At 27.6% G+C, this 18,963-nt stretch carries 17 protein-coding genes, 1 tRNA gene, 1 other RNA gene and 1 riboswitch; of the genes, 2 read left to right on the top strand and 17 right to left on the bottom strand.

Annotation, left to right across the window (positions count from 1 at the left end; translation table 11 throughout):
* Positions 1-37: 37 nt before the first annotated feature.
* The 4 genes from EQF90_RS02850 to EQF90_RS02835 are packed head-to-tail and all read right to left on the bottom strand — an operon-like array spanning position 38 to position 2,343.
* The gene (locus EQF90_RS02850; RefSeq protein WP_134711791.1) at positions 38-301 is read right to left on the bottom strand and encodes a PTS transporter subunit EIIB; all 264 of its coding nucleotides are present in this window, start codon (positions 299-301) and stop codon (positions 38-40) included.
* Positions 302-355: 54 nt separating this feature from the next.
* Positions 356-1,195, bottom strand: coding sequence for a barstar family protein (locus EQF90_RS02845; RefSeq protein ID WP_167604093.1), 840 nt, complete (start codon positions 1,193-1,195; stop codon positions 356-358).
* The gene (locus tag EQF90_RS02840; protein WP_134711792.1) at positions 1,188-1,658 is read right to left on the bottom strand and encodes a ribonuclease domain-containing protein; all 471 of its coding nucleotides are present in this window, start codon (positions 1,656-1,658) and stop codon (positions 1,188-1,190) included. Before EQF90_RS02840 ends, EQF90_RS02845 begins: the two co-directional genes overlap by 8 nt.
* A 16-nt stretch (positions 1,659-1,674) precedes the next feature.
* A complete protein-coding gene (locus tag EQF90_RS02835) occupies positions 1,675-2,343 on the bottom strand; it encodes a YoaK family protein (RefSeq protein ID WP_134711793.1) in 669 nt (222 codons plus the stop codon).
* A gap of 92 nt (positions 2,344-2,435) precedes the next feature.
* Between EQF90_RS02835 and ssrA the strand changes: the two genes are divergently transcribed.
* Positions 2,436-2,782: a transfer-messenger RNA gene (ssrA, locus tag EQF90_RS02830) on the top strand.
* Between the two features lie 404 nt (positions 2,783-3,186).
* Positions 3,187-3,262, top strand: a tRNA-Lys gene (locus tag EQF90_RS02825).
* A 356-nt stretch (positions 3,263-3,618) separates the two neighbouring features.
* On the opposite strand, the gene EQF90_RS02820 is transcribed toward EQF90_RS02825, so the two are convergent.
* The 13 genes from EQF90_RS02820 to EQF90_RS02760 all read right to left on the bottom strand — a co-directional run bounded on the left by EQF90_RS02820 (position 3,619) and on the right by EQF90_RS02760 (position 18,935).
* Entirely contained in the window at positions 3,619-6,597 is a 2,979-nt protein-coding gene (locus EQF90_RS02820; protein ID WP_134711794.1) for a Cna B-type domain-containing protein, read from the bottom strand.
* Between the two features lie 285 nt (positions 6,598-6,882).
* Positions 6,883-7,248, bottom strand: coding sequence for a phage scaffolding protein (locus tag EQF90_RS02815; RefSeq protein WP_439330665.1), 366 nt, complete (start codon positions 7,246-7,248; stop codon positions 6,883-6,885).
* 317 nt (positions 7,249-7,565) lie between these two features.
* Positions 7,566-8,351, bottom strand: coding sequence for a minor capsid protein (locus EQF90_RS02810; protein WP_280633471.1), 786 nt, complete (start codon positions 8,349-8,351; stop codon positions 7,566-7,568).
* Between the two features lie 3 nt (positions 8,352-8,354).
* On the bottom strand, positions 8,355-8,585 hold the full coding sequence (locus tag EQF90_RS02805) for a hypothetical protein (protein WP_134711797.1): 231 nt from the start codon (positions 8,583-8,585) through the stop codon (positions 8,355-8,357).
* Between the two features lie 400 nt (positions 8,586-8,985).
* Positions 8,986-10,545, bottom strand: coding sequence for an ABC-F family ATP-binding cassette domain-containing protein (locus EQF90_RS02800; protein WP_134711798.1), 1,560 nt, complete (start codon positions 10,543-10,545; stop codon positions 8,986-8,988).
* 236 nt (positions 10,546-10,781) lie between these two features.
* A riboswitch (THF riboswitch) is annotated at positions 10,782-10,881 on the bottom strand.
* Between the two features lie 30 nt (positions 10,882-10,911).
* A complete protein-coding gene (locus tag EQF90_RS02795; protein ID WP_134711799.1) occupies positions 10,912-11,463 on the bottom strand; it encodes a DNA-3-methyladenine glycosylase I in 552 nt (183 codons plus the stop codon).
* Between the two features lie 168 nt (positions 11,464-11,631).
* Complete coding sequence (locus tag EQF90_RS02790; protein WP_134711800.1) at positions 11,632-12,474, bottom strand: hypothetical protein; 843 nt, start codon at positions 12,472-12,474, stop codon at positions 11,632-11,634.
* 118 nt (positions 12,475-12,592) lie between these two features.
* Positions 12,593-13,099 carry an anaerobic ribonucleoside-triphosphate reductase activating protein gene (gene nrdG, locus EQF90_RS02785; protein WP_134711801.1) on the bottom strand — a complete coding sequence of 169 codons (507 nt, stop codon included), beginning with the start codon at positions 13,097-13,099 and terminating at the stop codon, positions 12,593-12,595.
* Positions 13,096-15,240 (bottom strand): anaerobic ribonucleoside-triphosphate reductase, encoded by a 2,145-nt coding sequence (nrdD, locus tag EQF90_RS02780; protein ID WP_134711802.1) that lies wholly within the window; start codon positions 15,238-15,240, stop codon positions 13,096-13,098. Before nrdD ends, nrdG begins: the two co-directional genes overlap by 4 nt.
* A gap of 150 nt (positions 15,241-15,390) precedes the next feature.
* On the bottom strand, positions 15,391-15,783 hold the full coding sequence (locus EQF90_RS02775; protein ID WP_134711803.1) for a hypothetical protein: 393 nt from the start codon (positions 15,781-15,783) through the stop codon (positions 15,391-15,393).
* Positions 15,784-15,830: 47 nt separating this feature from the next.
* The gene (locus EQF90_RS02770; protein ID WP_134711804.1) at positions 15,831-16,952 is read right to left on the bottom strand and encodes an ABC transporter permease; all 1,122 of its coding nucleotides are present in this window, start codon (positions 16,950-16,952) and stop codon (positions 15,831-15,833) included.
* Positions 16,939-18,000 (bottom strand): ABC transporter permease, encoded by a 1,062-nt coding sequence (locus tag EQF90_RS02765; protein WP_134711805.1) that lies wholly within the window; start codon positions 17,998-18,000, stop codon positions 16,939-16,941. Before EQF90_RS02765 ends, EQF90_RS02770 begins: the two co-directional genes overlap by 14 nt.
* Complete coding sequence (locus tag EQF90_RS02760) at positions 18,000-18,935, bottom strand: ABC transporter ATP-binding protein (protein ID WP_134711806.1); 936 nt, start codon at positions 18,933-18,935, stop codon at positions 18,000-18,002. The genes EQF90_RS02765 and EQF90_RS02760 overlap by 1 nt, the downstream gene beginning before the upstream one ends.
* Positions 18,936-18,963: the final 28 nt, after the last annotated feature.

Below are 18,963 nucleotides of genomic sequence, written 5' to 3'. Positions count from 1 at the left end.
TCGAAAAGAGTACTCTTCACTGAACTTATATCTATTTTTATTTATTTCCATTTTTAATCTTCAATTTATTGAAAAATACTTCCGCAATTTCTTCTGTTTTTTGTCCTAAAATAATCTGAATTTGAGAACCAAATGGTACAACCCCAATAATTCCATAAATTAATTTTAAATCTGCTTGATTCACTTTTTCGATATCATTTACTTCTACTCTAATTCTAGTTTTACAATTAGACATCGATTGTATATTTTCTATTCCACCCAATCCTTCTAAGATTGATACTGTTAAATCTGAAGTATTCATTTTATCCTCCTTATTTTAATTTAGTTTTATATATTATACCACTTTTTAGTAAGATTATAAATTATTTTTATGTTTTTTTGCGTTTTGAATATATTCCAAAGCATTTTGTCTGATTGAATAAATTTCATCATCGCTTAATTCTCTTACAAATTTTGCAGGAGATCCAATAATCAATGACTTTGGTGGAAATTCTTTATTTTTTGTAACTAAAGCCCCAGCTCCAATTATGCTATTTTCACCAATAACACAATTATCTAAAACTATAGCTCCCATCCCTACTAAAACATCATTTTCAATTTTAGCCCCATGAATAATTGCTGAATGTCCAACAGTAACATTATCACCAATAATTGTATCTGAATCATGAGACAAATGTATAACCGCATTATCTTGTATGTTAGAATTTTTTCCTATTTTAATTTTTCCGTAATCCGCTCTTAAAGTCGCATTATACCAAATTGAAGAATCTTTTCCAACTTCTACATTACCTATTATTCTCGCTCCTTCTGCAATAAATACAGAATCATCTATATTTGGTTTTAATTTTTCTAAATTTTTAATTGTATAATTTCCTTTGCTTTTTATAACATCTTTTTTTGAAAAATTCAAATCATCCTTAAAACATCCCGAAAAAATATAATCAACCTTAAAGCCTTCCAATTGATTTAAATCATCAAATAATTTCATTACACTTTTACCATATTCTCCAAGATTTACTTGAATCATATCAGCATTCATTATCAATATGCTTAGAGAATTTTTTTCAGATAATAAATCCCATAATGAATCTAAATTTCTTGCATAATAACCCGGTAACTTAAAGCTATTTTTCATAATATCATGAAACTTTTCTTTATCTAAAAAATCCTTACCATTTAATACTACATTACTCATATAACACCTCAAAATTTTTATAATGATCTCCTGTATAATAAATTACTTTTCCATCTTTTGTAAAAACTAACCTTGCAGCTCCCCTTTTGCCACCCTTGTAGTTAACATCAGCTTCAAAATATTTATCTTTCTTCGGAAGTTTACCTTCTCTATTAGAAAATACATCACCGCCAATTACGCCTTTATCTGTTACCTTCCATAAATTACCTTTTGATGAATCCCATCCAAGTTTTTTCGCTTCATTTTTAGTTAAATAATTCTTAGGCAATCGCTTAAATGTATGCAAGTACAATGCAACATCATTTTTAGAATAATAAGCTTTATTTTCATTCAGTTTAACACCACTAACATTATTTTGTCTATCTAAAATCCTACTATTATTAAATAAAAACGCCTTAATACAAAACAAAAATACTATTGATAATAATATTAAAACACCTTTTAAAACTCTATCCTTTTTCATATAAACCTCTTTCACTCTATATTTCTTCCCTAAACATTAAAATATAAACAACTAATAAAATTAAAGAAGAAATCAATATAGTTTTTAATCCTAATACACCGGATAAATAACCGCTAAGTCCCGCACCAAATGCAAATAAAATAATGATACCTGTATAATAAAAGAATATTATTAAATTTTTATTGTTTCTTCTATTATGAAAAATTGTAAAATTTTCCATAGCACTTCTAATATTTCCAATACACATTGTAGTAGCATATCCTATTCCATGTATTTTTCTAAATGCTTGTACCTGCATTGCACAAGAAAAAGAAACCATTCCATTTGCTATCAAATTTAATTCTTCTGGTATAAATGCAACAACTGTCAATATTATTATTTCAAATAAAACTACTATTTGTCTCCAGTGTATTTTAGTATTATTCCTATATTTATTCCTTAAATTCTCAGAAACATAAACACCTAGAGCAAATAATATTAAAGGAAATAAATAACAAAATATTTTAGAAAAATTTCCCGTAAATATATTTTGACTCATTAATACAATATTACCGGTTTGTGCATTCGCAAACACTTTTCCTCTTAAATTATATGTATACGCATCTTGAAAGCCACCAGAAAAAGCTAGCAATGCTCCTAATCTAAAACTTTCTGATGTTTGTTTTTTTATATTAAAATCAATCATTTGTCACCTCTTTTTTATTTTACATCAATTTATTAATTTGTAAAACATCATGTTTGACTTTAGTTCTCTTATTTTTTATAATATAGATATATGGGGATACTCAGGTTTCGACGGGGTATCGGAACAAAGATAAGCATGTGGAAGGGCATACTTCCTAAAAATAGCAAATTAAATTTAAACGCAGAAGATAATAACTTCGCTTTTGCTGCTTAATTGCAGCATATGCTAATTGATCGTTTCCCGAGACTTTCAATTAGTATCATATTTTTCGGGCAACCTATTTTGTAAAGCTTTGAACAAAATAGTGTACTATGAAGCTACTATTTAGATTATTTTGTTGGTTCATAATCTATTTGGAAAGTTTTAAAATCAACTAAACATGTAGAAAGTTTTTCGGAAGGTACTTCGGACGCGAGTTCGAATCTCGCTATCTCCACCAAATATACCTCTAAACGTGTATTTTTACACGTTTGTTTTTTTAGTGATACTAATTTGTTTGAAAATTATTTTCTTATATTTTACAAATTAGAACAATTTATTTGGTATTCATAACTTTGGTTCTACTTTTTTTGTCTTTCCATTTATGATATCAAACCAAATTATTTATATATTTACTTTGGTTTTAAATTTAGTTTAATTTTCATTTATTTCTACTTATGTAATAAAACTAAAAAGTTTTTTACATTAGTTTTGGTTATACTTTTTTTGTCTTTCTATTTATGATATCAAACCAAATTATTTATATATTTACTTTGGTTTTAAATCTCTATTATTTTATATATTTTTTGTACTGAATAAAAAATATTGACATAATTGCCATGTAGGAGTATAATTAATTCGTTAGCTCGATTAGCTCAGTTGGTAGAGCAGCGGACTCTTAATCCGTGGGTCCAGGGTTCGAGCCCCTGATCGAGCACCATTGTATATTATAGAGAGAAAAGGCTAAATCTTAAGGAAACTTGAAGATTTAGTCTTTTTCTTATGGTTTGAATTAATATTTTTTTTGCTTGTTTTGTACCTGTTTTAAACTATTTTCGCCATAATATACCTAGTATTGTGACATACTTTCTTATATAATCAAATTTGTACATTTTTATGTTGACATTAACACTAAAAAAGCACCCTGTTAAGAGTGCTTAATAGTTATTATATTCTTAATTCTTTTTTTAACGCTTCTTGTAGTCTTAAAATAAGTAATGAATTGCATATGCAAACTTTTTTATATTTTTAACTCTTCTTACAAATTATATTTATATAATAAACATGAATTAAAATTTATCTATTTATTTTTTTGTTTTTATTTAGCGAAATGTAGCCCAATCCTAAAGCAGAAATAATTGTAATACTTATAAAAGTCATATTTGTAAAATTATCTGATGTATTAGGATTTTTAGGTTGTACCGGTGGTTTTTCTTTATTTATTATCTTAAACCCTGTTTTCATATCTCCTTCATAACTTACAATAAATACTTTACCATCAAGCTTTATAGCTTTATCGATTTCTCCTACTTCTTTTACTGTGTATTTATGGTAGTTGATATTTCCTAATCCATTTGCTACTTCAAGGTTCTTAAATTCTCCAATCCAATTATTGTCCTTTGTAAGTACAAGTTTCTTTCCTGTAGCAACTCCGTCTTTGTATAGTTCTACTTCGATTTTGTCTACAGGTTTTTCTGCGGTCAATAATTTCCAATTTTTTGTTACCTTGATATTTCTTGTTGGTGGTATCATTGGTGTCCATGGTGTTTTTTCTTTGTTGGTAATTGTAAATCCATCTTTCATATTACCGGTGTAGCTTACTCCATACCATTTACCTACAAGTTGAATAGCATAGAATTTTTCTCCTACTTCTTTTACTGTGTATTTATGGTAGTTGATATTTCCTAATCCATTTGCTACTTCAAGGTTCTTAAATTCTCCAATCCAATTGTTATTTTTATTTAATTCTAATTTCTTTCCTGTAGCAACTCCGTCTTTGTATAGTTCTACTTCGATTTTGTCTACAGGTTTTTCTGCGGTCAATAATTTCCAGTCCTTTTTTACCTTGATATTTCTTGTTGGCGGTATCATTGGTGTCCATGGTTTTATTCTTATATTTGTTATTGTAAAGCCTTTTTCTTGATCTCCTGTTATTACTGTTTCATAATCTTTTACCTTAACTTCTTCTACTGTATAAACTATCTTTTTACCTTCCTTATATTCATCAAGGTCTGTAAAGGTTCCTGTCCAGTTATCCGCTTTTGTTAAAGTTAGTGTCTTACCTGTTTCTTTTCCATCTGCTAATAACTTAATTGTTACACTGTTTGGTCTTACTCCGTCTTGGTCATTTTTATCTTCCCAAACCTTTGTTACCTGTACACTTGTCTTACCCGGTGTATAGGAATTCTTAACATCATATCCATTAATCTCAACAGAATAGCCGTCAACCTGTTCTTCAGTGATGGAGTATGTTATCTCTTTTCCGTTTTCGTACTTATCCAGTCCTTCAAACTTCCACTTCCAACCGTCTGCTTCTTTTACCTTTACAGAATTTATCTTTGTTCCATTCTTTAACAAGTTAATAGTAATTTCAGCAGGTCTCTTTCCGTCTTGGTTGTCTTTGTCATTCCAAGTCTTTTTACCTTCCACTTTTACCTTTTCAGGTTCTCTTGTGTTGGTTACTTTATAACCGTCTTCTGCTGAACCTGTAATAACACTGACATAGCCGTTTCCTACAGACTCTTCCTTGATTGTGTACTCTATCTTCTTTCCTGCCTTATACTCATCAAGGTCTGTGAAGCTTCCTGTCCAGTTATCCGCTTTTGTTAAAGTTAGTGTCTTACCTGTTTCTTTTCCATCTGCTAATAACTTAATTGTTACACTGTTTGGTCTTACTCCGTCTTGATCGTTCTTATCTTCCCAAGCTTTCTCAACATTAATTTTTACTTTTGATCTTTTATTCTTAACTGTATAGAATAGACCTTCTCCTCCAACTATATTTAAATCATACTCTTTCCCGTCAGGAATATAACCTGTAGGAGCTCCTATTTCTTTAATCTTATACTTACCGGGGTCAAGTTTTGGAGAAACAGCTTCACCGTTAGCATCTGTAGTCAATTCAAAACTTGAACCGTCAGCAACTTTTGTAATTTTAAATTTCGCATTAGCTAATTTTTTTGTGTTATCTTCTTCATCAATTTTAATAATTTTGATTTTTTGATTTAAGTCCCCTTGACCGCCACCACCGGCTTGTGCACTTAAAAAGTGACTGCTAGATGAATCTTTCTCTTCTTTACTTGTAAAACTACCTTTATTTTTCAATCTAAGCTGAGGAATATAAGTAGAATTATAAGTCATAGAAAATTGTCTTCCTGAAGTGTTCCCAAGAATGCCACTAAGATTAAATTCAAATTTAGTATCATTATCTAAAAATTTTATATGGTTTTTTAATTGCTCATAATTATAAGTTTTTATATCCTTCTTTATGATACCATATTCATCAATTTCTACCTCTTTCAACTCAAAGGTATCTTTCAAATAATGAATTCCCGGTGGAAGTGCTCCAGAACTAACAAATAATTCATCTTTTACAACTACATTATTGAAATGTCCTTTTTTGTGATTTATACGAAGAATCCATTTTGCTTTGTTTACATCTCCGGGTACTTTTTCTCCCCATTTAACAAATACTTCATTATTAAGAGTAGGTTTCGGTCCTATTAGAACCTTGATATTAAAAGGAACCCCCCCAATCGATACAGTAATTTGATTGTCTTGTCCTGCGTTTATATTCTTACGAGCAAATATAGCCTCTAAGAATATATTGCCTTTTATATTTTCTCTGTTTTGTACATAATCTGTAAAAGTTATCTTTACAGTGCCCCCACCTGCTTCACCATTTGAATTAACATGTGCCCTAGCTACAGTATCTACACCCGCTGCATAAAGCGGAAAATTCACCGCTGATGCAGGTTCTGTAGGAAATTTAAACTGTTTAGGAAGTTGAATAATAAAGTAATCTCCTTTTTTTAATGTCTTTCCATAGGAACTCGCATCCCAATCCATTTCCAAACGGAACTTGCTCCAATATCCAAGCGGTTTTCCAGGAGGTATAGTCTTACCATCTTTATCCTTAATTTCAAATTTAGTAATTTTTGTATTCACACGGTCAACATCTTCTGCGAACACAGGTTTGCTTTGAAGCATTACTCCTAAAAGCATCACAAAAACTAAGAAAAACGAAGTTAGCTTTTGTATGTTACCTCTTTTTTTCATCTTTTTTCTATCTCCCTTCTTTGTTTATTGCTTCAACTTTTGAAAATAAACTTAGACTTTAAATGTCAATAATGTTAGACTTTGCTTACCATTTTTGGTATAATGATTAAAATAATTTTATTGTATGATTTATTAATGAATTAATGGCTTTTGGTAGATGTCGAATAATACTTTATTGATAGGTTTTCATCTGTAAATTAAAGTCTACTTTTTTTTACAGTTTATTTAATTATATTTTTACAAAGCCGCTTAATTTTGTTTTATATTCTTTTTTATCATGTAATTTTATAGCCTTTTTGTTTCAACCACTTGAAAAAAAAGGAAGAACTTTAACAATTTGTCAATTCCTTCAATATTTCCATCTTTAGTTATTTTAATCTTCCCTTTATCAAATTTCCCGATTAATAAGTCTGAATGTTTAGCATTTGCTCCAGATAAAGCTTTTTCTATGGCATTACTAATCTTGATATCTTTAATTTGGTTTTCGTATGTATTCTTTAAGTTTTCGTTATCTTCTTGTAATTTCTTGATGTCGACACCTTCAAACGATTTCAAAGAATCTTCCAAACTCTTTTTATCTTCTTCTAACTTACCAACCTTGTCTTTTAAGCCATTGACATCAGTTCCATATTCAGCCATGATTGCTTCAATAGCTTCTTGTTATAATCCTAGTCCTTTTAAAAAAGTTCTATTCATATTCTTCTCCCTTTTCTCTACATTTTTTACGAGGTCGCCTCTAGTGAGTGCTTGTCTTTGTTACAGTCTCAAGCTAACTGAATTTTAAACATTAAAAATAGACAGTTTAACGTCTTATCTAGGACAATAAAAAAGCACGACTAATATTTCTACTAGTTGTGCTAAAAATAATTTTTTAATAAAATATGCAGGACTGCCTGTCCCTGCCTCTGCAATCTTTCGACCCGTGAACGGCAGATATTCTTCACCAATATTTACACTTATATTATACCTCATTTTTTTGAAATATGCAAAATGTTGTGCTTTTTTAATTCTTTTTCTAGATGTTTAGTTCTTTTCATTAAAAAATGAATAATAAACGAATCATCTTTTTCAACTAAAGCCATTTCAGTATAATGTTTATGGTCACCTTCTATACGATTAAATATTAATATCCTTTTGTCATCTGTACCACGGTCATTATCTGTTATAATATCAGGATGTTTTATTGAATTAAATAAGTTTCCTATAGCATCAACCGACGTTTGGTTTCCGTGTCTCATTAAAATTCTACTAATATCATAATTAGATAAATAAATTTTCTTATTAACATCAAATTCCGAAATATTATCTAAATTTATTCTACCTAGGAAATACTTATCCTTGCTAAACATTTTGCTTATTGAATTAATATCCTGTAATTCATCACTTTTTAGGAATTTATCAATTTCACTATTTAATAAAATTTCATCTTCTCTCCTATCAAACTCATCAGCAATTTTATCCACATCCACATAAGGAACTAACACACATCTACAGTTAGGATGCCTTAGTAATATCGGAGCTTTATCTATATCATGAATTTTCTTGTTATGCGGACTACATTCACTAAATGTTCTTTCATCAAGTGTTACAATCTCTTGAACTTTAGTAACCCCTAATTCTTTCATGCTAGCTTTGTTGATTTCATTCATTTGGTGCATGGTTTCACTTCTTATTAGCCTTGAAGCATTATGAAGACCTGTATTCATTCTTGAATTTAATTCTATAGCCATTTGAGCCGTAGGATTACCGGGGATAATTCATTTAGTTAATATATCATTTAGTTCTTTATGGAGCTTATTTTGATTTTTCCATACTCTCTCTGAAAAATTAGCCCCATGCCACGGTTTTTGATATGGTTTTTTTGCGATATTAGGATTATATTTAATTTCAATTCCAATATCTTTTAGTAAGTCACTAGTTATATTTACAATATCTTTTCCAGCTTTTAGTATTGTTAATTCTCCTGTAGATTCTACCTTTTCTCCCAAGTCTTTTAATACATTTTTGTAGGATTACTCTCGCATTGCGGGGAAAAGGCAAACAAGTGAGAAAAAAACGGAAACAAGGAATAAAAAAAGATGATAAAGCAACAAGATTAACAATAGTACTAGCAATACTAATGATAATTGAAAAATTGTTGGATATCATCTTCAAAATCCTAGAGAAGTTAGGGCGATAAGCCTTAACTATCTCACTTGTATTATATATTAAAAATAGTGAAAAGACAATTAAAATATTACTTTATATATTAATCATATTAAATGTAATTAATATAATAATGAAATTTGTGTAAAGTAGTTTGATTGTGAAAAATAAAATTGTGGTTATGTAAATAATTTTATAAATATTACTGTATTACCACAAATTAATGTAATCATATTTTTATATCTATTTAAACAACAAACTAAATTCTTCCATATTCCATACTGTTGTAGCAATATCTTCATAAAATGCTTTTTCATGAGAAATTAAGAAAATTCCTCCATTATATTCTTTAAGTGCACGTTTTAACTCGTCCTTAGCAGCATTATCTAAATGGTTAGTAGGTTCGTCAAGCATTACGATATTTGTAGGTTTGTTTATAACTTTGCATAATCTAACTTTAGCTTTTTCTCCACCACTTAAAACTTTAACTTGTGACTCATATTGTTCTGTTGTAAGTCCACATTTTGCAAGTGCAGCTCTTACTTCGTTTTGTAGTAATGATGGAAATGCATCCCAAACATCATCAATAGCTGTTTGATTTCCATAAGTTTCTTCTTGCTTAAAATATCCAATATGCAAATTTTGGCCAAAATGAATTTCACCTGATAATGGTTTAATTTCTCCTAAAAGAGTTTTAACTAAGGTTGTTTTTCCTAAACCATTCATACCTGTAATTGCAATTCTATCCCCTCTTTCCATTCTTAAATTTAGCGGAACTGTCAAGGGTTTTTCTGCATCATAGCCAATTACTAAATCCTTAGTTTCAAAAATAAGTCTTGATGTTGAACCGATTTCCTTAAAAACAAATTCCGGATCCGGTTTTTCTCTTTGTAATTCAATCCTATCCATTTTATCAAGCATTTTTTGTCTTGACATAGCCATGTTTCTTGTTGCAATATTTGCTTTATTTCTAGCAACAAAGTCTTCTAATCTCTTAATTTCCTGTTGTTGTTTTTTATAAGCATTTTCAATTTGTTTTAGTTTTAATTCATGTAATCTTTCAAATTCTGAATAGTTACCGACATATCTATTTAATTCTTTATTTTCTACATGGTAAATTAAATTAATTACAGAATCTAAAAACTCAATATCATGAGAAATTAGAATAAATGCATTTTCATATTCTTGAAGATATCTTCTCAACCACTCAATTTGAGTTTCATCAAGATAGTTTGTAGGCTCGTCAAGCATTAATATATCCGGTTTTTCTAATAATAATTTACATAATAAAACTTTTGATCTTTGTCCTCCTGATAAATCCTTAAACGGAGTGTCTAAACCCAGTTCAACTATACCCATATTATTTGCAAGTTCATCTATTTTTGAATCAATTACGTAAAAGTCTCTATGTTCAATAATATCTTGTAAAATCCCCACTTCTTCCATCATATCATTTAGTTCATCTTCAGATGCGTCTTCCATATTCATATAAAGCTCATTTATCCTTGCTTCCTTTTCAAATAAATCTGAAAATGCATCTTGCAAAACTTCTCTGACAGTTACATCTTTTTCATATGATGCTAATTGATCCAGATATCCAACTTTTACAAATTTAGCCCATTCGATTGTTCCTGTATCAGGAATTAATTTTCCGGTTATAATATTCATAAATGAAGATTTTCCTTCACCATTTGGTCCAATAAGTCCAACGTGTTCACCTTTTAATAATCTAAAATTAACATTTTCTAATATTTCTCTGCCACCATAACTGTGATTCAAATTTGAAACAGTTAATATACTCATCATTCCTCCATTAAACACTCTTAAAACATTAAATTAATTATAGCATATTCTAAAATTAAAAAAACAACAAGAATAGTATTTACCATAACTCCCAATTCACCAAAAATTACTATATAAATTATTTTTATAGTTGTAAATTTATTTGTTTTATCTCTTTGAATAATTTCTCCAATCACCTCCGCAATAAATCCAACAATTAATGCAACTATAATAAATAATTACTACTTAAGGGAATAAGTAGTGAACGCAATTATCAATAGTAAATCACTCCAGTGATTTATTCGTGTTAAGACAACGTCCCATTCTTAACCACTACCGCTAATAATCTACTCTAACGAAAAAGATTATATCATATCTTTATTATTCTTAATACTTAAAATCACAAGAAATTAAATGGTCGTTAATAACTCCTGTTGCCTGCAAAAAAGAGTAAATCGTAGTACTTCCAATAAATTTAAAACCTTCTTTTTTCAAGTCCTCACATATTTTATTGGATAAGATATTTTTTGAGGGAACTTCTTTCGGATATTTCCATGGATTTATAACAGGAGTATCAAAAACATATCTCCAGATAAACTTGGAAAAAGAGCCATATTTTTTTTGAATTTTCAATACTGCATTTGCATTATTAATTACAGATAAAATTTTATTTCTATGTCTTATTATTTTTCCATTTGTAAGAATATTATCTATCTTTTCTTCAGAAAAATTTGCAACTTTTTCAATTTCAAAGTTTTCAAATTCTTCATCAAAAAATTCTTCTCTTTGTAGAATAGTATTCCATGAAAGTCCTGATTGAAACATTTCAAGCACAAGCATTCTAAACATCTGTCTATCATCTCTGACAGGTTTTCCCCATACATTATCGTGATAATACCTCATTTTTTCATTTGTTTCTGCCCATAAACATCTTTTCATTTTTTATCTATTTCCTTCTTTTATTTTTTATGATATAAACAATTACTAACAATTTAATTATAATATATGAAATTTAAAATATAAAAGATTTACTACAAATTATTAGAATAATAAAAAATTGTCGTAAAACAACTTTCACCATTTTACAACAACTTATTTTATTTTTTATTAATCTTTTTTATTTTTTGTTGCAACTAATGCTGTCCCTGCTACTATCGCAGTCATTGCAGTTGTCATAACCCCTATATCGCTTGTGTTTGGATTTTGATTATTAGATGATTTTTGTTGTTGATTATAACTTAGTGTTTGTTTTTGATGTTTCTTTGGCGCAGGTATTTGTACATTTTCAGATTTATTTTCTGGTTTTTTAGATTTATTTTCTAGTTTTTCAGATTTATTTTCTAGTTTTTCAGATTTATTTTCTGGTTTTTCAGATTTATTTTCTGATTTTTCAGATTTATTTTCTGGTTTTTCAGATTTATTTTCTGGTTTTTCAACTTTATCTCCTTTTACATTTTCAGAGGAAATTTCTTCTTTTAAATTAATCAATAATCCATTTTTAAAATCTTTTTTATCACTAATATATATACTTTGATAATCTGCGTATTTTTCTATTATAATTTTAATCATCTTAGTATTTTTATCATAATAAAAAAACAACTTTCCATCAAAAAATTCATTTGCATATATCTCAGAAATTTTACCATACACTATGAAATTATTTTTAACCTTAAATGCATAATCAATTTTCCCATTCAATCTCAGGTATATATAATCTCCGTCATTAAATTCTGACATCGTTACAACATTTTTATTTCTTTCAATTCTTCTTTCAGAAATAGTTGGTTGAGAACTATTTAATATATTTTTAGTACTATTATTACCTCTATCTGAAGCCATAGTAATAGAATTATTTGAACTAAAAAAAATTACAAAGGCTAACATCCCGAAATATAGTCCCTTACTCAATTTTCTCATAACATACTTTAGTTTTTTTTCAAAATTTTTCATCTTAATCTCCAAATTATAATTTTTATTAAATAATTTTAACTAACTTCCTTCAAGTTTGTTCTATGTTCAATTTTTTGATATCAATACATTTCACTAAAATGTATTGCCAATTTTTATTTTAATCTATATCCAAAATTTTAACTTTTCCGGTTCTTAGAGTTTCTTGCACATCTATTACTCTTTGATTTGAGGAACCTCTAAACTTCAATCTTAAATCTTTCAGTTCTTGTATAAATGGTCCATCAACAAGAATATCACACTCTTTCAACATCTCCAATCTTTTTGAATCTTCTATCAATTTTTCATAAATATATCCGGAGTATGCCCAAATATGTTTTCCGGTTTCTTTTTTTACTCTTCTAATCACCTCTATTAGCCATGTATTTTGAAATGGCTCTCCTCCTAAAAGGGTTAATCCTTTTACTGCTGGATCCTTCATATATTCTAATACAAGTTCTGTTTCTTTTTCAGTCCATTTATTTCCATAATTAGGATCTTGATAAAGTTCATTAAAACACCCCGGACATTTATGCGTGCAGCCTGTACAAAATATTGTAACACGTATACCAAATCCATTTGCTACATCATATTTTCTAATTTGCCCATAATTTCCATACTCTATCATATATGTAGCACCCTTGCATTTATTTCTTTTGTTCTTCCTTCATTCCAGAAGTTTTCGCCAAGATAGCCACATGTTCTTCTAATTACTGTAAGTTTATCTTTATTTTTATTTCCGCAATTTGGACACTCCCATTCACCATCTACATTTACAAAGATTTCACCGTCAAATCCACATTCATGACAATAGTCAGATTTTGTATTAAATTCAGCGTACATAATGTGGTCATAGATAAATCTAACCAAAGTTTCAACTGCTTCAATATTATTTGTCATATTTGGAATTTCTGCATATGAAATCATACCACCAGTTGAAAGTTTTTGGAATTGTGATTCAAATTCAAATTTATCAAATACTGAAATGTGTTCTCTAACATCAACATGATACGAATTTATATAATAACCTTTATCAGTAACATCTTCAATAATTCCAAATCTTGCTCTATCAATTTTACAAAATCTGTTAGTTAAACTTTCTGCCGGTGTTCCATATAAAGCAAAACCTAATTTAGTTTCTTTTTTCCATTTATCACAAGCTTCTCTTAATTTTGTTACAACTTTAACTGCAAAGTTTTCCCCCTCTTTTGTATGAGATTTTCCTGTAATCAACTTAGTCGCTTCGTAAACACCTATATACCCTAATGAAATTGTTGCATATCCATTTTCTAAATACGCATCAATTTTTTCACCTTTTTTAAGTCTTGCAATTGCTCCATATTGCCAATGTATTGGTGAAACATCAGATGTTGCTCCTTTTAATAATTCATATCTTAAAAGCAATGCTCTTTTAGCAAGTTCTAATCTTTTTTCTAAAATTTCAAAAAATTTTTCTTCATTATGATTTGAAAGTATAGCTATTTGTGGCAGATTTAAGCTTACTACTCCCATATTAAATCTTCCATCAAATTGATAATTTCCATCTTTATCTTTCCATGGGCTTAAAAATGATCTACAACCCATCGGTCCAAAAACATTTCCTTCATATAGTTCTTTCATTTTTTTCGCAGAAACATAATCAGGATACATTCTTTTCGCTGTACATTTTGCTGCAAGTTTAGTTAAATAATAATACTTTGAATTTTCATTAACATTATGTTCATCTAAAACGTATATTAATTTAGGAAATGCTGGAGTTACATAAACATCAGCTTCATTTTTTATTCCTTGCAATCTTTGTTTTAATATTTCTTCTTGTATTAATGCGGCCTCTTTTTCATATTTATATCCTGGTAAAAAGTGCATAAATAAAGTTACAAATGGAGCTTGTCCATTAGTAGTCATAAGTGTGTTTATTTGATATTGGATAGTTTGAATGCCATCTTTTACTTCTTTTCTTGTTCTTTTCCAAGCAACTTTTTCAGCTTTTTCCATATCCAATTTTATGCCATAAATTTCTTGTTGTTCTTCTTTTACTAATTCAAGATATTTATTAAATGATTTTCTAACAAATGGAGCAAGAATAGTATCTATACCATTAATACTTTGACCTCCATATTGTCCACTTGCAACCTGTGCAATTATTTGTGTCGTAACTGTACATGCAACTTGAAAGCTTTTTGGTGTATCTATTTTTTTCCCGTTTACAACTGTTCCATTTGTAAGCATATCTTTTAAATTTATTAAACAGCAATTAAACATTGGCTGCATTATGTAATCCATATCATGAAAATGAATTGCCCCCGTATCATGAGCCAACAATATGTCTGCCGGTATTAATTTTCTTCTGGCAATATCTTTAGAAACTTCACCAGCTATTAAATCCCTTTGAGTACTTACAATTTTTGCATCTTTATTGGAATTTTCATTAATAACTTCTTCATTTGATTTATTTAAAATTCCCATTACATCTTTATCTATCGTATTCATTTTTCGCTTAAATTCTTGAACTGATCTATAGCTTTCATAAGCTTTAGCGGTTGCTAAATTATTGTATTTTATCAATCGATAATAAACTTCATCTTCAATACTATGAATAGTCATAGGTTTTTCCATTTTACTTGCAATTTCTTCGATTTCATTAGCAATTTTAAGAGCAAGCCCTTCTTCATAAATTCCTGTGAATGAATTCATAGCTTTTTCAATAGCAATAATAATCTTTTCTTTATCGAATTTATCAATTAATCCATTTCTTTTTATTACTTCCAAACCGACCTCCTTTTTTTACTTTTCTACTACATATAGTACTACAAATATATTTTAAATACAATACTTTGTGTTTAACTCTTTGTAATTTAAAAATAAAAAACTAGTAAAATACACGTTTTACTAATTTTTTTATTTAAAACCATAATTAATTTAATTTTTGTAATATTTTTCTATTATCCAACCTAAAATGAACATTAAAAATATTAGCAATATGACTATAAAAATTGATAAACTAAACAAATAATAGTTTAATTTTGTCATAAAAACTATAACTAACGCCAATACTCCAACAACTAAAGCAATTTTATTAATTTTATTATCAAATATTTTCTCTTTTAATTTTTTAAATTTATCTGACATATATAACACTGTAATCCCCGATATCATTAAAAATATTAATAATATACCAACTGTTACTCTCATTTCGTACAAATTGATTGGTATTGGGGTAACAGCTAAATCCAATAATAATATCTCAAATAACACTAATGCAAATGAATATAAAAATACGCTTATACTATTTAATTTTTTGTTTTCTTTCATTAATAACTCCTTTTTTTTATTATATCATCAAAGTTATTAATTAAAAATTATTTAATAACATTTCTCTTCTTTCTTATTAAAATAGCAAACAATATTGAAGTAATAGCAAATAATAATAAAATCAATATTTCTTGCCATGCATTTAATAAGGTAAATGTTTTTTTATAAATCATATCAATTATATTCAAATAGTAATAATATGGAAATATTTTTGAAAAATTAATAATCCCTAAACTTAAAAATTCTCTTGGAATCATTATTCCTGATAAGAATGCAAATCCCATTCCTAGTATTTGGTTTATAGCATTTATTACTTGAACTTTATTTGTTATTGAAATCAAAAGATTTGAAAATCCAATTGCCGGAAAAATCAATAAATACAAGTTAAAAATATATGGTAATCCTTTTGATAAATATTCTTTTCCGATAAATAAAAATGGAATTAATATTATCGGTATAAATGCAATTATCGAAACTAAAATTTGCCCAAGTGATGTTTCAAATATAAACCTAGCATCACTTTTTGCGGAAATTTTTAATCTTTGCATAATATTAGTTTTCATAAATGAATTCATACTTAGTGAAATTATTGAAAATACAACTGTGAAACATATAAATGCAGCCATCTTAAAATATATTGATAACCATAAATCATTTGACTTATTTTGATTTTCTCCATAATTTTTAATATTAACATTGGTATCCTTAAGCATTTCTAATACTTTAGAGGTATTAAGTTTACCATCTTCCGCTGAAGCATTCGCATAAATCATGAACTTATTTGCTTCATTTTTAATCAAAACTCCGAAATGATTTTTAGGAGCTGATAAAAGAGTAATTGCTTCTTTTTTAGACAAAATATTTTTTTCAAAGTCCGAATTTATTATTATTGCTACATCATATTTACTAATAAATAAATGTTTTTTTGCTGTTTTTTCATCAAATTTATCTAGTTTCACATTATTTTTTATTGACAAATATTTTATAAAATCCTTAGAATATTGAGAGTTTGAAAGATCATTTACTCCAATACTTAACCTAATTAAAGTTATATTTTCATCACCAGTCTTTGAATAAATCAATGTCATAAAAGTAAATATGGCAATATATGAAATTAATATAACTTTATATTTTAATGCAACTTTTAGATATGATCTAAATACTTTCATAACGCCCCCTATTTATAAATAAAAATGAAATTGATAATATAACTAAAGAGGCTATCAACATTATTGTAACATTTTCATATATTATCTTTGTATCATTCAGCACGTTTATACCATAAAGTGCATCCATTCCTAATGCAACCGGATTAATTTTTGAAATATATGGCACAACTCCTTCAATTATTGCTTTCATTTTATTATTCATCATACCTGTTAAAAAGGATAAAAACAAAGAAAATCCAACACCTAAAATAGTCTTTACATTTAAGCTTAATTTATTTGTAACTGAAATTAATGCTCCTAAAGACAATCCTAAGATATTTGAAACTATCAAAATAATTATAGTGTATGGAATATTTTGTATAATTGATATGCCATAAATATATGTAATTACAAAGATTAACAATATATTTGAAAACATATTAACTATAAATCCAATAACAAATGGTACAAATAATTTACTAAACTTACTAATAGGAGACACACTTACCCTGGCACCAAAATCAGATAAATTGGCTTGATAAAAAGAATACAAGTGTAAAGTCATAAAATATCCATAAATCATATACATAGAAACTATTGAATACATAAAAAATTTTATAGGACTTACCTCCGCGTCTCGATTTGAAAAATAATTTATATTAAAGTCATATTTTTCAATAGGAATGCTTAAATTTTGCATTTCCTTAATTTGTCTTACAACTGATTCAACTACATTAACCTTAAAAGTATAATTTATAGCATTTGAACTTGTTTTAATATTGAGTTTTTTATCTATAAACGCATCTATTGTATTATTTTTCAAAAATAAATTTTCATCACCTTTTTTTACACTAACTAAATTAAAAATATTAGCCTTCTTAAAAATAAAGCTATACTGATTTTTAGAATCTAAACCAACATTTATTTTTGATGTCAACTCTTTTCCACTTAATGAAAAATAAAAAAATGATGATAAAATTATCGGATAAAAAATTATCCAAAATAAAATATCCTTATCTATGATAACCGATTTTAATAAATACCTTAAGTTGTGCATAAAATTTTTCATTATTCTCTCAACTCCTTACCGGTAAGTTCAAGAAATACATCATTTAATGATGGCAATTCATTAAATAATTCCAAATATCCATATTTTTTTTCATTAATATAATTAATAATATTTACTAAATTATTTTCTAATTTCGAAAAAGAAATTTGATATTTATTCTTTGAAATCATCTCTACATTGCTTACCCATGCTAAATTTTCCAATTCCATTTGAATATTTTCATAATCTTTATCAAATACTATCGTTACTTTTTCCTTAATTGAAATCATATGTTTTAATTCAGCACTTGCCCCTTTTACAATTGATTTACCTTTATCAATAATTACAATTTCATCACAAATTTGATCCACTTCATCTAAATAATGACTTGTGTAAATTATTGTTGCCCCATTTTCATTTAATTTTTTAATATTATGTAAAATAAAATTTCTACTTTGTGCATCCACAGCAACCGTAGGTTCATCTAAAAATAGTAATGTAGGTTTATGAGCAATTCCACATGCTATATTCAACCTTCTTTTTAATCCAACTGATAATTTTTTTGGATAAAATTTTCTGAATTTTTCTAAACCGACAAAGTTTATTGCTTCATTCACATATTCTTTTAATTTTTTCGCTTCATTTATATAAAGCCCACAAAAATATGAAATATTATCTTCAACCGTAAGTTCATCTAAAAATGCTAATTCTTGAGGTACTACACCAATTTTTCTTTTTATATCATAACTATTATCTTTTAACTCTTCACTAAACACCTTTATTTCGCCTTTATCATATTTAAGCAATCCTAAAATAGTGTTAATTAAAGTAGTTTTTCCAGAACCGTTTGGTCCTAATAATCCAAGTATTTGACCTTGTTTTACATCTAAATTAAAATGGTCTAAAGCAACAAAATCTTCATATCTTTTAACTAAATTTTCAACTTTTATTATCATTTTTTACCTCCTAATGATAAAATAACAT

This window comes from Helcococcus ovis, assembly GCF_004524775.2.
Taxonomy (GTDB): Bacteria; Bacillota; Clostridia; order Tissierellales; family Peptoniphilaceae; genus Helcococcus; species Helcococcus ovis.
Note: the sequence above shows the minus strand (reverse complement) of the source record. Positions and strands in the feature narration are given on the sequence as shown.

What these genes read in the sequence shown, in the direction of transcription:
- EQF90_RS02850 (WP_134711791.1), bottom strand. Translation starts at nt 301, where the DNA reads ATGAATACTTCAGATTTAACAGTATCAATCTTAGAAGGATTGGGTGGA.
- EQF90_RS02845 (WP_167604093.1), bottom strand. Translation starts at nt 1,195, where the DNA reads ATGAGTAATGTAGTATTAAATGGTAAGGATTTTTTAGATAAAGAAAAG.
- EQF90_RS02840 (WP_134711792.1), bottom strand. Translation starts at nt 1,658, where the DNA reads ATGAAAAAGGATAGAGTTTTAAAAGGTGTTTTAATATTATTATCAATA.
- EQF90_RS02835 (WP_134711793.1), bottom strand. Translation starts at nt 2,343, where the DNA reads ATGATTGATTTTAATATAAAAAAACAAACATCAGAAAGTTTTAGATTA.
- EQF90_RS02820 (WP_134711794.1), bottom strand. Translation starts at nt 6,597, where the DNA reads ATGAAAAAAAGAGGTAACATACAAAAGCTAACTTCGTTTTTCTTAGTT.
- EQF90_RS02800 (WP_134711798.1), bottom strand. Translation starts at nt 10,545, where the DNA reads ATGAGTATATTAACTGTTTCAAATTTGAATCACAGTTATGGTGGCAGA.
- EQF90_RS02795 (WP_134711799.1), bottom strand. Translation starts at nt 11,463, where the DNA reads ATGAAAAGATGTTTATGGGCAGAAACAAATGAAAAAATGAGGTATTAT.
- EQF90_RS02790 (WP_134711800.1), bottom strand. Translation starts at nt 12,474, where the DNA reads ATGAAAAATTTTGAAAAAAAACTAAAGTATGTTATGAGAAAATTGAGT.
- nrdG (WP_134711801.1), bottom strand. Translation starts at nt 13,099, where the DNA reads ATGATAGAGTATGGAAATTATGGGCAAATTAGAAAATATGATGTAGCA.
- EQF90_RS02775 (WP_134711803.1), bottom strand. Translation starts at nt 15,783, where the DNA reads ATGAAAGAAAACAAAAAATTAAATAGTATAAGCGTATTTTTATATTCA.
- EQF90_RS02770 (WP_134711804.1), bottom strand. Translation starts at nt 16,952, where the DNA reads ATGAAAGTATTTAGATCATATCTAAAAGTTGCATTAAAATATAAAGTT.
- EQF90_RS02765 (WP_134711805.1), bottom strand. Translation starts at nt 18,000, where the DNA reads ATGAAAAATTTTATGCACAACTTAAGGTATTTATTAAAATCGGTTATC.
- EQF90_RS02760 (WP_134711806.1), bottom strand. Translation starts at nt 18,935, where the DNA reads ATGATAATAAAAGTTGAAAATTTAGTTAAAAGATATGAAGATTTTGTT.